This window comes from Hymenobacter sp. BT559 (genome assembly GCF_017571525.1).
Taxonomy (GTDB): domain Bacteria; phylum Bacteroidota; class Bacteroidia; order Cytophagales; family Hymenobacteraceae; genus Hymenobacter; species Hymenobacter ginsengisoli.
On the sequence record NZ_JAGETY010000009.1, the window covers coordinates 70,435 to 85,268 of the forward strand.

The window sequence follows — 14,834 nt, forward strand, 5'->3', positions numbered from 1 at the left end:
ACGAGAAAACGCAAGCCGATAGCGAGCGCTCTGCATGGTACGGGCAAAAGTAGCATCATTGCACAATCGATTGTGCATCTGTTTCCAACAAAAGCCGCGCTACCAGCACGGGTGCGCGACCCGCACCGGTAGCGGGTCCGGAATGCCGCCAAACAGGTGTCCCACCAACAGGTGCTCAACTATGCGTTGCTTAAGCACTTGGTTATAAGCCGCGCTAGCCCCTACGTGATGCGAAAGGCATAAGCCAACCCGGCCGCCGGAGCCTGGGCCGGTAGCTGCACCCGCAGGCCCTGGGCCGTGCGCTCGAACGTGAGGGGTGGGCCGGCGTGGCCGAGCAGCTCGACGCGGCGCACGGGCTGCGGCCGCTGCGGGCTACCCGCGGCTAGCGTAGCAATGAGCAGCTGCCCATCGGTGGGCCAGCCTAGCGCCGTGGCGTAGAGCACATTGCCTTTCACCGCAAAACGGATATCCTGAGCGCCAAAGGGTTTGCCTTTGCCCTCGTTGAAGCCCTGCGCCGACAGCTCGGCGCTGCTGGCCAGGGCCGGGCCCTCGCCCAGCACCTGCCAAGGCCGGGTGCCGTAAATGCTCTCGCCATTGGCCGCCAGCCAGGTACCGATGCTTTGCACAATGGCTCGCTCCTGCTCGTCGATGGTGCCGTTGCCGCGCACGGGCACGCTCAGCAGCAGGTTACCGTTTTTGCTCACCACGTCTACCAGGGTATGCACTACCGTTTGGGCGCTCTTATAGCCGTGCCGGTCGTAGATGCGGCGGTCGTAGTGCCAGTCGCCTAGGCACGTGCAGGTTTGCCAAGGCAGCGGCTCGATGTGCGCGCTTTGCCCCCGCTCAATATCCCAGACCATGCAGTGGCGCTGCGGCTCGGTCAACACCTTGCCCGTGACCACGGCCTCGTTGCGGCCGCCGTGGCGGCGCATGCTGGCATTATACTGCTCGGCCGTCAGGCGCAGACCCACGTCGCTGACGGGCCACAGCGGCAGCGCCGTGTCGTCGTAGTACACCAAGTCGGGCTCGTAGCGGTCAATGAGTTCGGCGGTGCGCCGGTAAAACTTCTCGCAGTACTCCTTGTCGGGCGGCACCATGCCCTCGCCCCAGTTCCACTGCGCCAGCCCGTTATCAATATTTTTAGCACCCCGCGCGTGGCTTTGCGCATAAAGTGCCTGCGGGTCGTAGCCCTGCCACCACTGGCCGCGGCCCTGGGCGGCAGTCAGCCGTCCATCATAAGGCACCCCGGCCAGCGGGCCGGTTTTATCGGTGCCCTGGGCTGGCTCGTACCAGCTCCAGGCATGGGCGGCGTGCACGCTCACGCCAAAGCGCAGCCCCTGCTTGCGGGCCGCCCGGGCCCAGCCGCCTACCAGGTCTTTTTTGGGCCCGACGCGGGTGGCGTTCCAAGGCTGGTGCTGGCTTTGGTAGAGGTCGAGGTTGTCGTGGTGGTTAGCCAGGGCCACGAAGTATTTGGCTCCTGCCTGCTTGTAGAAGGCTAGCAGCTCGTCGGGATTCCAGTTTTCGGCCCGCCAAGTATTGATAACATCTTTGAAGCCAAACTTGGATGGATGGCCGTATTTCTCAACGTGAAATTTGTACTGGTCGCTGCCTTCCCGGTACATGTTGCGGGCATACCAGTCGCCGTGCTCGGGTTGGCACTGCGGCCCCCAGTGCGCCCACAGCCCAAACTTGGCATCGCGAAACCACTCAGGCACCTGGTAGCCGCTCAACGATTCCCAGGTAGGCTGGAAAGACCCGGCGGGAGGTGGCGCCAGCGGCGACCAATTTTGACCGGCCACCACACTGGGCAACCAGGCAGCGGGGGCTGCCAGGGCCAAGTTTTTCAGCACGTTGCGACGATTCATACAGTAAGCCAGAAGGGTGGGAAAAGGGTCAATTATCAGGGTGAGCCGGCCAGACGACACGGCGGCTTATACTCTTAGTAGTTCGGGGCTGGGGCTAGCAAATACTTCTTCGCACAAGTTCGCTCAAGCAATATATCTGGTAATCAGCCCCATTCTCAGCTTTAAGCGAGCTTGATGCCTCAGCGCTACCACTGGTAGTCCGCCGCTAGGGTCATCGCAATTGCCTTCGGCGGCTCAAGTGCTACTGCTCAAATTTCAGCAGCTTGCGGCTGCCGTCGGCCAGGGTCACTGCCACGCTACCATCGGCTGCGGGGGCTAGCTGACGCACCGGTACCAATTCGGCGTCAGTCCACTTCTCGCCCGATTTTTTCCAGAGCAAGAGCGTGGCAAACAGCTTATTGGTGGGCGCAGTGCTGCTCACGGCGTCGAGCACGGTGCTGCTGGGCTTCACGGGGTTTAGGTCGGTAGCATCCACGGCCTCGGTGTGGTCCCAGCCCGCCAGGGGCACCAGGGCGAGCTGGTAAGTCCCGTTGTCGAGGAGGCGCACTTCGTGGCCCTGCACCCGCCGGGTGCTGCGCCGGATGGTACCCGTGAGGTTGGGCAGGGCGTAGTGGCCTAGCCGCACCGCCGTGGCCTCGGTGCTCGCGTTCTGGTCTACGCGCAGGATGCCGTTGGGCAGCGGCATTTCGGACAGACGCAGCTTCAGGCCGGGGGTACTTTCCACGGTGGCGTCGCGGTAGTACACGCCGTCTTCATACTTTTTGAAGTTGTAGAAGCGTAGCGGCTCCCACTTACCGGCCTGGTTTTTAAAGACGTAGCTCATGGCCACCTCGCCGTTGGGGCCGTCGGCCTGCCACGGAAAAGCGGTGTTGTAGCTCAGGCGGTTGTAGTTCTCGTTGCCGCGGTTGGCATCGCTGGCGGGCTGGTGCGGGGCGTCGCGCAGCTCGGCCGCGCCGCTGTTGGGGTAGTCGGTGACGAGGATGTTGGGGCCGGGCTCAAACTTGTTTACTACCGTGCCGGGCTTGAACGCACTGGCCCACGGCCCCTCGTTTTCGGTGGCCGTCCAGAACGGATTGTCGGCCGGCACCAGCAGCCCCAGGAAGGCCTTGCCCATCCAAAACACGCTGCCCCGGCAGCTGTAAGCTTGCAAGGCGGGCTCGAAGTGCCCATAGAAGCCCAGGTTGGGGATATTATCCTGCAAGAAATCGGGGTTTTGCAGGAACTGCAGCAGCGCGCCGGAGGCAATGCGGCGCATCCAGCCGTAGTTCACGCTAGGGTCGGGCTGCAGCCCCATCAGCGGAAAAGGCACCACCGCCCCAAAGCGATAGGTGATGCTGCGGCCCCACATAAGCATGCTGCCATCGCGCCCAAACTGGTAGGGGTAATTGTTTTTGAGTGGGGCGAAGTTGGCAGCGAGCTGGGCAGCTATCTGCGGATAGTGTTGGCGCCCAAAGTACTCGCTCCACACCCGGCCGTACATCTGGAAGGCCCACATGCTGTAGTAGTCGAAGGTGGGCGCGTCGTCGTACCAGCCCTCGCCGTGGTAGTGGCCGAGCTGCTTCTGGAGGTATTCTTCCATCAGCTTTTCGTTTACCTGGTAGCCGCGACTTTTGTAGAAGCTGAGAATGAAGATGTTGAAGTAGCGCCAGTTTTGGGGCACGGTGGGGCCATCGCCGTAGCTGAGCATGGTGGCGGCCAGGGCATCTTTGGTAGCCTGGGGCAGCGGGTCCCACAAGATTTCGGGCGCCGCAAACAGCGCCACGCTCAGCCCGCCAAACTCTACCAGGTTCTGGCTAGGGCCGCCATCCTTGGCGCGGGGCTGGATGAAGCTCGGGCTGGCCGGGTTGACGAGCTGCACCAGCTGGTGGCGGTAGTAGTCGCCTACTTTCACGCCGTTCAGGGTCAGGCTAGGGTCTTCTTTGAGCAGCGGCGCGGCCATAAACAGCGTGCGGCACAGGCCTTCGAGCTTCTCGGTGGGCACCTGGCTAGCGGTGCGCGGATAGGTCTTGCCCGGCTGCTTCGGAAACTGCATGGGGTCGTCGAGGGCGTGCACGTAGCTGAAGGCGCCGCCGAGCAGGTAGCGGGCAGCATCCTGCCAGTGCCGGCGCGTCATGCCCGTGAATGGGCTCAGCTTTTTGTCGGGGCGCTGGACCTCGAAGAGCGGCAGCTTCGTGGCCGGCGGGCCCACGTGCGTATCGAAGTAGGGCGTAGCGGGCGTTTGAGCGCGGGCTGAACCTAGGGCCAGGGCGGCGAGCAGCACGGCAGCCGCGGGTGGGAAAAAGGGGGAAGTGCGCACGAAGTGTAGAATGATTGACGAATCCGCAACGGCCCGACTGGCTAAGCAGGAGCGCTAGGGATAAATTGCTTTTAATTAGTTTTAGCGAAGCCAGTGCCCTAGTCGCGTCTCACTGTCACCCAATGCCGTTTGTGCTTGCGAGCATGTTGCGTAGCAGGTGAGGGTGAGGTAATCGCACCAGCACCATCGGGCTAAGGGCCATTAGTCCGCTCCTTCTTGCACTAAGGCCGGCGTTGAGCAGCAGTGGGCAGGGCTGGCTACAACTTGACAACTAGTTGTTTACTTGCGTAAGACACTGCTTTCACCACCTTAGCCGGCGCCACGCCCGCACCGTTTTGGGGGCCGGCTAGGGCCAGGCGGAAGGTGCGGCGCGCCAGCATGCCGGGGAAGCTGCCCTGGCGGTTCTGGATGGTGAGCTGGCGCTTGGCATCGTCCCAGCGGAAAGTGATTTCGCTGCGGGCGCCCTTCTCGTAGCGGTAGCTGTCGCCCTCATCCTCATACAGCGTAAACTCGCCGTTGGCGCCGGGGTATACCCTGATTTCCAGATGGTCCCACTTCTTCTCGCCGGCGTACTGCACCTTGGGGCCCCAGGGCACGATGGCCCCGGCACGCACATACACCGGCAGCAGCTCAATGGGGCACGCGCGGGCCACCGTCTGGCCCCCGGTGAGCCGTTGGCCGGTCCAGAAGTCATACCAAGTGGCGCCGGCTGGCAGGTACACTGACTTGGTTTTGGTGCCCGCTTCCGTGACGGGTGCCACCAGAAATGACTGCCCAAACAAAAACTCGCCGGACTGGTCGAGGCTAGCCCTATCGCGCCCAAACGCTGCCGCCAGCGGCCGCATAATGGAGCCGCCGTGGCTCGTAACCTGCCAGGCCGTGCCGTAGAGGTAGGGCAGCAGGCGGTAGCGCAGGTTGATAAACTGCTCCTGCACATCGAAGGCCCAGTCGCCGCGCTGGCCAAACTGGTATATCTCGCGCGGAATGTCGGTGCCGTGCGAGCGCATCATGGGCGTGAAGGTCGCAAACTGCATCCAGCGCACGTACAGCTCCTGGAAGGCTGGGTTCTTGGCCCCGCCATCCTTTTTGAATGAGCCGGCGAAGAAACCACCGATGTCGGCGTTCCAATAAGGCAGGCCGGTGAGCGAGAAGTTAAGCGCCGCGGGCACCTGCTTTTTCAGCGTTTCGAAGCTCGAGCCTACGTCGCCACTCCAGGTATTGGAGCCGTAGCGCTGCTGCCCGGCAAAGGCCGAGCGCGTGAGCAGCATCACGCGCTTGGCCTCGGAGGTGGCGCGCTGGTGCTCGTACACGCCACGCACGTGCTGCAGTGGGAAGGCATTCTGCACGCTGCGGTAGGTGCCCAGGTGGGTGGGCTGGTCGAAGTCCGTGGGCTTTTCGTTGATGTGGTCCGGCTCGGTCGAGTCGAGCCACCAGGCATCGGGCCCCAGGGAGAAGATACCCTTGTTGAGGTAGCGCCAGTAGATAGCGCGCGCCGCCGGGTTGTACACGTCGTAGGGCTTGGTGTTGGCACCGGGCGGCCAGGTATCAAAGTTCAGGAGCATGTTCTTGCTCGCAAACTCCTGGTACTGCGGCGTTTTGGGGGCGAAGCCGGGCCAGGCCACAATAAACAGGTGGGCCTTGAGCAAGTGTACCGAGTCTACCATCTGCTGCGGCCGCGGGAAGGTGGCGGGGTCAAAGCTCATGGCGTTCCAGTTGTCGTCCTTGCCCCAGTACTGCCAGTCCTGCACAATGCCGTCCAGGGGCACCCCTAGCGCCCGGTAGCGCTTCACCACATCTACCAGTTCCACCTGCGTCTTGTAGCGCTCGCGCGACTGGCTGAAGCCGTACACCCACAGCGGCATGAGCGGGGCCTGGCCGGTGAGCTCGCGCAGCTGGGCCACCACGCCATCGGTGGTGCCGCCATACAGCACGTAGTAGTCGGCCGCGCGGCCCACCTCCGATGCAAACGACGTTTCCTGCAGCGTATCGGCAAAGGTGGTGGGCGAGTAATTGTCCCAGAAAATGCCGTAGCCCTTCGCCGACTGGAAGAAGGGAATGGCCACGCTCGTGTTGTGCTGCGCTAGCCGCACCCGCTGGCCGCGCTGGTTAAGCTTGCCGTTTTGCTGCTGCCCCAGGCCGTAAATCACCTCGTCGGGGGCTAGCCGGAAGGCCTGCCGCACGGCGTAAGTACCGGCATCGGGGCCCTGGTTGGGTCTAAAGCGGATGGCCGCCCGGGTTTCGTGCAACAGCGGGGCACCGGCGGCTTGGTCGATGGCCACATTGCCCCGGCGCAACCCCAGGCGCACGCGCAGCGCCTGGCTGGTCAGCGTCACGGTGCTATCGGTGCTGGCTAGGGTGAGCGCGGTAGCCTGGGGCTCTTTGATTACCGACAGGCTAGCCAGGCGCGGCGGGCCACCCTTGGGCGTTTTCAGCACCCGCACTATTTGGGGGCTGTAAAACCGAATTTCAACGTCAAAGGTCTCAAGGCTAGCCTTGAGACCTTGAGAAGTGCGCTGGTACGACTGTGCCCAGCCCGACGTATTCGCCAGCAGCAAGCTGGCGAGCAATGCGTAGTATTTAGTCATTCGGCCTGGCATACCACCCCGTGAATTATGGACTCATCTGACAGCAAAAGAACCGGAACCTGCCTTTCCCACAAACAGGCCCCGGTCTTTGCCCTCACCTCCCCTAGCGGCTAGTAGCCGGGGTTCTGAGTCAGGTTGCCGTTGGTATTGAGGTCGATAGAAGTTTGCGGAATGGGCAGCAGCAGGTTCTTGGTAGTGAGGCCCTGCACCGAGGCCCCGTTCAGGCGCAGGGTGCGCTCGACAAGCGTGCCGGTGCGCATAAGCGTGAGGCGGCGCTGCTCCTCCCCTATCAATTCGCGCACGCGCTCGTCGAGGATAAAGTTGAGGTCAATCTGGCTGGCCGTGACCTGCGCGGCCTTGGCGCGGGTGCGCAGCACGTTGATGCTGGCGGCAGCGCCGGCCGTGTTGCCTTGCTTGAACTGCGCCTCGGCCAGCAGCAGGTAGGTTTCGCCCAGGCGCATCATGGTCAAGTCTTTGATGGTACCGTAGCCGAAGGCATCGGCCGGGTTATACTGGTTCCACTTGGTGGTGTAGGGCGTGATGAAGTAGATAGTATCGGTGCCCTTCAGCCCGGTCACGCGCTTGCCGTAGAGGGCCGTTTGCGCGGGGTCATTGTAGTAGAAGCGGCGGTGGAGATTGTATCGCGAGTTACGCATGTCGTCCGTTTCCTTGGGTGGGTACAGCTGATAGTCGACCCAATTGCTGAGACGCATCCGCCCGAGGCCGCGCCCCCCCATCGAGTCGGCGATGACCATGCCTTTGATATTGTAGTAGCCCGGCACCCACATGCGGCGCTGCTGGGCGACGGTTTCACCGCCGGGTACCAGCAACTGCTGCTCGATACCCCAGATAAGCTCGGTATTGCCCTGGTTGCGGCGCTGGTTACCCACGATAAACATATCGGAGAAGTAGTCGCCTGGCTGGCTGGCGCGCACGCCGTAGCGAGCCGATATCAGCTTATATAACCCGCTGTTGATAACGTTTTGAAGTTGTGCCTGGGCCAGGTCATTCTTGCCCATGCGCAGGTATACCTGCCCCAGCAGCTGCTGGGCCGCGCCCTGCGCAATGCGTCCCGAGGCTGCCTTATTGGCATTGAACATGCTGGGAATAGCCGTAGTCAGGTCGCTCACGATAAAGTCGTTGACTGTAGCCACTGGCGCACGAGTGAAGTCGGTGCGCGGTGAAGTCAGGGGCGCGTCAATCAGCGGTACGTCGCCCCAGAGCGTGGCCAGAAAGTCGTAGGCGTAGGCGCGGTAGAAGCGGGCCTCGGCTGAAATACGGTTCTTGTAGCCCTGGCGCAGCGAGGCCGGCGCGGCGGCCGCCCCCGCAATAATCTGGTTAGCGTTGTTGATGGTGCGGTAAGCCCAGCCCCACCAGTAGGCAGCGGCACCGTCCTGCGAGTTGAGCAGGTTGTAGTTGTAATAGGGCACTTCGGCGCCCTGCACCTGGCCCGGAATGCACACGTCGGTGCCTTCCTGCATTACCCCCAGCAGGCCCTGGCCCGGCGCATCGGTCGTGTACTGCTCGCGCACCACCGACTGCAAGCCGCCCATGGCGGCCTCAAAGCCCAGCGAATCAATGAGCACCGTCTGGGGCGCGTAGAGCGACGGCGGCGTTTCGTTCAGGTAGTCTTTCTTACACGAGCTAAGTAGCTGCGCGGTGCCCAGCAGGCCCACAACAGCTAATACGATACGTTTCATAATCAAATCAATAAGTCGGGTGGGAGGAAGGAGTTAGCGCAGGCTGATGTTGAGGCCAGCTACGATGGTGCGCACGTTGGGGAAGTTGACAATGCCACCATTGCTGTTGACGTCGCCAGCGCCACTACCAACGGCATAGTTCTGCTCGGGGTCCCAGCCTACCCAGGGTGTCCAAGTGTAGAGGTTGCGCCCACTCACGTACACCGACAGGTTGCCCAGGTGCATTTTCTCGGTCAACGCGGCCGGAAAGCTGTAATTCAGCGTCACGTCCTTGAGGCGCGTAAAGCTGCCGTTACTGGGGTAGCGGTAGCCGCGGGGGTTGGTGTAGTTGAGGCCGGGGCGGTCCTGGCTCATGTTCTGGGGCGTCCAGTAGCCTACTTCCTGCACCAGGTTAGCGCGGCCGCCCAAGTCGAGAATGTTTAGGTTGTCGTTGCGCCGCAACACGCCCTGTACAGTCTGGAAGAATACCCGTAGGCTCAAGCCTTTATACGTGAACGTATTGGTGATGCCACCTTGCCAGTCGGGCAGGTTTGAACCCAGGTACTGGCGGTCGAGGCTCGTGATTTTGCCGTCGCCGTTGAGGTCGGCAAACTTCAGGTCGCCGGGCTTAGCGCCGGGGTCTAGCGCGCTGGCATCTTCGCCCACCTGCCACACGCCGGTTTTCACGTAGTCGTACACGCCCCGCAGCGGCTTGCCTATAAACAGGTTGTTGCCGATGTCATCGCCACCGGTGCCGTATATCTGCGTCACGCGGTTGCGCACGGCCGAAAAATTCAGCGTGGTTTCCCAGGTGAAGTTGGCTAGCTGCAGGTTGGCCGTGGTCAGGGCCACCTCAATGCCCTGGTTGTGCACTGAACCTACGTTGTCCAGAATAGAGCCGTAGCCTGTAATAATCGGAATCTGGCGGTTGAGCAGCAGGTTGCTGGTTTTGGCGTCGTAGTACTCTACCGTACCCGTAATACGGTTTTTCAGGATGCCAAAATCAATGGCGTAGTTGGTGCTACCCGTCTGTTCCCACTTCAGGTTGGCATTGCCGAGCACGTTGGCCCGCAGGCCCGTCGACGTCACGCCCGCGTAGGCGTACTGCAGCTGAGCCAGGCCCGTAATGGTCTGATAGGGATTAATACCTTCGTTGCCGGTGATACCGTACGAAAAGCGCAGCTTCAGCACGTTCAGCAGCGAGTTGTTCTTGAGAAACTCTTCGTTGGCCACGTTCCAACCCAGCGCAAACGAGGGGAAAACATTGTATTTATCGGTATTAGCGCCGAATACCGACGAGCCATCGCGGCGGGCCGTCAGGGTAAGTAGGTAGCGGCTATCGTAGTTGTAGTTCACGCGGACCATCTGCGAAAGCAGCCCCCGACGCTCGCTGTACGAGCTGATGGTGGGCGTAATCGAGCCCGAGCCGATGTTGTTGAATGCCGTCTGGTCGTTGATGAAGCCCCGGCCGTTTTCGGTAGTCGTGAAGAAGGTGTTTTGCTGGGCGCTGTAGAGCGCTACTGCATCAAAGTGGTGCTTGCCAAAGTCCTTGTTATAGCTCAGAATGTTCTCGATGGTGTAGTTCATCCGCTCATCGTTGGTGAGCTGCGCCGTGCCGTAAAGGTCGCCGTAGGGCCGGCCCTGGTAGTAGGCATAGCGATAGGGCCGGTACGAGTACGAGGCGTTCAGGCGGTACTTGAGCCCGCTCAGGAAGGTAGGGGCCACTTCGGCGTAGCCCGTGCCGGTGAGCTGGTTCACCCGGCTTTCGCGGGTCGTGGTCACGGGCAGCAGCGGGTTGGTATAAAACAGCTCCGGCGTTTCGGGATAGATGGCGTAGGTGCCGTCGGCGTTATACTCGTTGCCGTAGGGGCTTACTACCTGCGCCAGTGTGAGGCTGGCCCGGCCGCCGTTGTCGTTGTTGGTGGAGAAGAAAGACGAGGTGCCGATGCGCAGCCACGGGGTGATGGTGGCGTCGATATTGGAGCGCAGGCTGATGCGCTGAAAATTGAAGCCCTTAACGGTGCCCTGCTGCTTGAAAAACTCGCCCGACACGAAGTACTTCACGTTATCGGTGCCCCCCGAAATAGACAGGTTATGGTCCTGGATGGAACCCTGCTGCCCAATTTCCTTTATCCAGTCCACCGTTTTGCCCGCTTGCAGGTTAGCCACCTCGCTAGCGTTAGGTAGGGGCTGGGTGGGCGTGAAGCCGCGCTGAGCGGCAAAGTCCAAGTACTTCTGGGCGTAGGCTGGGCCGTCGAGCGGGTGCAGGCGCTGCACCAAGTATTCGGGCCCCCCATAGCCATTGTAGCGAATTTCGGGCTTGCCAGTTTTTCCGCGCTTAGTGGTTATCAGAATTACCCCGTTGGAGCCGCGCGTGCCGTAAATGGCCGTCGAGCTGGCGTCCTTCAAAATCTCAATCGAGCCAATGTCGTTGGAGTTAATGTCGTTGAGGTTGCCCGGAAACGGGAGCCCGTCCACGATGATGTAGGGGTCGGTGCTGGCCGTAATCGAGCGTACGCCCCGCACCTGAATGCTGGGCTGCGACCCCGGTACCGCCGAGCCCGTCACAATATTGACGCCCGCCACCGAGCCGGCAAGCGCCTGCGCCACGTTCGACACCGGAATTTTCTCCAAGCGGTCTTGCGGCACCGACACTACGGAGCCCGTGACGTCGGAGCGCTTTTGGGTGCCGTAGCCTACTACCACCACCTCGTTGAGGTCCTGGGTATTTTGCACCAGGTTCACGGTGAGGTTAGTGCGCCCGCCCACCGGAATTTCCTGCTTTACATAGCCCACCGACGAAATGACGAGCGTGGGGGTAACGGTACCGTCGGGGATGCGGAGGGTGAATTTGCCGTCGGCATCAGTTGAGGTACCAAAGGAAGTGCCTTTCAGCACCACCGTCACGCCGGGTAGGCCAGCGCCTTTTTCATCGAGCACGGTGCCCGTGATGGTGCCCTCGGCAGTGGGCAGTTCTAGTGCGCGCGGTGCCCAAGTGGCGCGTGCGATGCCGGGAACTGGCGCCACCGACAGTGGCAACAAGGCCCCGTACAGGAGTATAGACTTTGCCTGCATAGAGAAAAAAAATGGCTACAGAAGCAGCCTGGGTGGGAGAAAAAAGGTAGTGCAAGAACGTAGCTGCTTCAACAAAGCCGACCGTTACGCCCGAGAAATTCAGCGCTGCCCACAAGTAAAAAGCCGGGATTTTATCACCCGGCAAGACCTGTGCGGAGCGATTCAAAAGTAGTGGCTCGTCGAAAATAAACAACGGGTCATTTTAGATAAAAAAGGGGGTGGTTTCAACCTTTTATTGCTCAACTCATGCTCTGTAATTTCACAAATTCTTATGAATCATAAGCTTGACCTTACACACTTGCCTACTGCGCTGCGCCGGACTTCGGCTGGTCAAACACGCCGAGGGTCCAGCGGTCGGCCCAGCGCAGGCGCGGCTGGTCGCCCTCAAAGCTGAGGGGCAGCCAGATGTAGCCGCCGTCGATGGGGTTGCTGGGCGTCCAGCGGTCGGCCATAAAAATGAAGGCATCTTTCTTACCGGCTACGGGCAAAATGTAGGTGCTCTGCGAGTGGTAAGTCGAATCGGCATCGGCGCCGGTAGCGGGGTTGCCGAGCTGTTGCCACGGCCCCCAGATGAAGCTAGCCACAAACGAGCGGGCCGCGTTGGGTGCCCAGCCGGTGCAGCCCGAGGTAATGAGGTAGTACTTGCCGCCGCGCTTGCACAGGGCGGGCGCCTCGTTGTGCCCAGCCGGCGCAATGGTGGCCCACTTACCGGTAAAGCCCTGGTAGTCATCCGTCAGCTCGGCCAGGTGCAGGGTCAGGTTTTCCTCGGAGGAAGCAACGTGGTAGGCCTTGCCATCGTCATCGACGAAGATGGTCATGTCGCGGGCCATCTGGCCCTTGTCGAAGTCGCGCCGCACAAACAGGCCCTGCGCCACGGCCGTGCGCCACTCGGGCGTCCACCACTTTAGGGCGGCCTCGCCGGGCTGGGGCTGCTTCCAGCCCTCCTGATACCCTAGCGGCCACTGGCCGGCGCCGGGCCGGTACGAGCGCACGTAGCGGTAGGGCCCGGTGGCCTTACTGCTCACGGCCACGGCAGTGCGGGCGGCGGCGTAGCCCTGGCCCTTCAGCTCGAGGTGAAACCACATCACGTACTGGCCGGTCTTTTTATTGAACACCACCTTGGGGCGCTCCAGCACGCAGCCCTTCTCAATTTCGGAGCCCGAGCCGGCGGGCGCCACGGCCAGGGCAATGCCCTCATCCTGCCAGTTGTAGAGGTCTTTAGAGGAGTAGCAGTGCACGCCCACCTGGGCGCTGTTGCCGGCGCGGCCAGCTATTTTGTGCTCGCCAAACAGGTAGTAGCGGCCGTGGTCGTAGAGCGCCCCGGCGCCGTGGGCGTTGAGGTGGGTGCCGTGGTTGTCGGGCCACACGTTGCCGGGCTCGAAGGCCGTGCGCTGCTGCGCCTGTGCGAGGCTAGCCACTGCCAGCAGCACGCCGAGGAGAAGGGGCTTTTTCATCGCTAGTTGCTTGGTTTGTGGGCTGGCTGCAGCTCGCTCAGGATGGGATGGTCGAGGCCGGCTAGGGTGCGTTGCTGGGGCCTGAGCAGCTCAAGCACCATCACCTCATTCTGGCCTTTCTTAAGCCACTCGGCCGGCACGTAAAGGGTTTGCTGCGGGCCAATAGCCCAGTAGCGGCCCAGGTTATGGCCATTCACCCACACCACGCCCTTGCCCCACTGCCGCATATCGAGGTAGGTATCGGCTGGCTGACTTAGCGTGAAGGTGGCGGCCCGCAGCACCGGGCCGCTGGCGGCGCTTGGCGCGGCGGCGCTAGCCTTGGCCACGGCCGGAGCCTGGTCGAAGGGCAGGCCGTAGTGCTGCCAGCCGGTGAGCTGCTGGCCGCCCAGCGTCACGCTTTTGGTGATGCCTTTGTTGTTCTGGAGCAGGTACTCACCATAGTTGATGCGGCCCAGGTTTTCGACCAGCAGGTCGAGCTGCACGCGCCCGGCGGGCAGGGCCAGTCGCAGGCTGTCCTGGCGCAGGCGTCGGTCGAGGGTGCCCACGCGGCGGCCATTGACCAGCACCACGGCGTAGTCGCGCAGGTCGCGCAGCTTCAGGGTTTTCTCGCCGCCCCCGGCCACGGTAGTGCGGTAGAGCACGAAGCCGTAGGCCTGCTTGAGCTGCTCGAAGGTGCGCGGCTGCTGGCTGGCCACGGGGGCAGGCAGGCGGTCGAATAGGTTAGCCGCACGCGTCAGCTGCATAGCCGGCAGCGCCATGCTGGGCTTGGCAGCGGGCACGGGCGGCAAGGGCGGCGCGCCAGCCGGCCGATATTTAGCAATCACCTCGCGGAAGGCCCGGAACTTGGCCGTGGGGTTGCCGGCTTCGTCGAGCGGGGCGTCGTAGTCGTAGCTGCTGACTTGAGGCTCATAGTCAGTTTTGGGGCCCTTGTAATTGGCCCCGTTCATAAAGCCCCGCGTGGTGCCGCCGTGAAACATGTACATGTTTATCGACAGCCCGGCCTTGAGCACTGAGTCGAGCGGGGCGGCGTACTGGGCGGCGGGCACGGTGTGGTGCGGGGCACCCCACCAGTCAAACCACGCCGGGTACCACTCGGCGATGTAATAGGGCCCCTGGCCGTCGTGGTTGGCTTGCACTATTTTGCGCACCTCGGCCGGCTTGTCGAGGCCGTTGACGGCGGGCAGCAGGCCGGGCAAGTGCCCCTTGGCCACATCGGGCGCGGGGTCGCAGGTATAGAGCAGGCCATCGAAGCCGGCTTGCTCGAAGAGTTTTTTATTGAGCGCCAGGTACTGTTTGTCAGCGCCATAGCTGCCGTATTCATTCTCAACCTGCACCATGAGGATGGGGCCGCCGTGGTTGACTTGCAGCGGGGCGAGCTGCTTGCCCACGGCCTGCAGGTAGCGAGTATAGGCGGCCACGTACTGGGGCTCCTGGCTGCGCACTTTCAGGCCGGGCACGTTTTGCAGCCAGTAGGGGTAGCCGCCAAACTCCCACTCGGCGCACACGTAGGGGCTGGGGCGCAAAATCACCCACAAGCCTTCCTCCTGAGCCATCTTCACGAAGGCCGCCACGTCGTTATTCCCCGTGAAATCGTACTGGCCCGGCTGGGGCTCGTGCACGTTCCAGAACACGTAGGTGCCGATGGTATTCAGCCCCATCGCCTTGGCCATTTTGAGGCGGCTGCGCCACGCCTCACGCGGAATGCGCGGGTAGTGCAATTCGCCCGATATCAGCTGCACAGGCTTGCCGTCGAGCAAAAACTGGTCGCGGCCCAGGGCAAAGGTGTGCTGGGGTGAGGGAGCCGGGTGGCCGCCCAATGACAGCGCTAGTAGCAGGGCACTAACTGACCGCACGAGAAAAGGAATAGGAGGTGAAAAAGC

The 14,834-nt window shown here is 62.1% G+C and carries 7 protein-coding genes; all 7 read right to left on the reverse strand.

Going from position 1 to position 14,834, the window contains the following annotated elements:
- Positions 1-221 precede the first annotated feature (221 nt).
- Positions 222-1,865, reverse strand: coding sequence for an alpha-L-fucosidase (locus tag J4D99_RS13520; protein WP_208132253.1), 1,644 nt, complete (start codon positions 1,863-1,865; stop codon positions 222-224).
- Between the two features lie 241 nt (positions 1,866-2,106).
- On the reverse strand, positions 2,107-4,161 hold the full coding sequence (locus J4D99_RS13525; protein ID WP_208132254.1) for a DUF2264 domain-containing protein: 2,055 nt from the start codon (positions 4,159-4,161) through the stop codon (positions 2,107-2,109).
- A 257-nt stretch (positions 4,162-4,418) separates the two neighbouring features.
- Positions 4,419-6,746 (reverse strand): glycoside hydrolase family 31 protein, encoded by a 2,328-nt coding sequence (locus J4D99_RS13530; RefSeq protein ID WP_208132255.1) that lies wholly within the window; start codon positions 6,744-6,746, stop codon positions 4,419-4,421.
- Positions 6,747-6,856: 110 nt separating this feature from the next.
- Positions 6,857-8,446 carry a RagB/SusD family nutrient uptake outer membrane protein gene (locus J4D99_RS13535; RefSeq protein ID WP_208132256.1) on the reverse strand — a complete coding sequence of 530 codons (1,590 nt, stop codon included), beginning with the start codon at positions 8,444-8,446 and terminating at the stop codon, positions 6,857-6,859.
- A 33-nt stretch (positions 8,447-8,479) separates the two neighbouring features.
- Complete coding sequence (locus J4D99_RS13540; protein ID WP_208132257.1) at positions 8,480-11,500, reverse strand: SusC/RagA family TonB-linked outer membrane protein; 3,021 nt, start codon at positions 11,498-11,500, stop codon at positions 8,480-8,482.
- A gap of 302 nt (positions 11,501-11,802) precedes the next feature.
- On the reverse strand, positions 11,803-12,954 hold the full coding sequence (locus J4D99_RS13545; protein ID WP_208132258.1) for a glycoside hydrolase family 43 protein: 1,152 nt from the start codon (positions 12,952-12,954) through the stop codon (positions 11,803-11,805).
- Between the two features lie 2 nt (positions 12,955-12,956).
- Complete coding sequence (locus tag J4D99_RS13550) at positions 12,957-14,807, reverse strand: beta-galactosidase (protein WP_208132259.1); 1,851 nt, start codon at positions 14,805-14,807, stop codon at positions 12,957-12,959.
- Positions 14,808-14,834 lie beyond the last annotated feature (27 nt).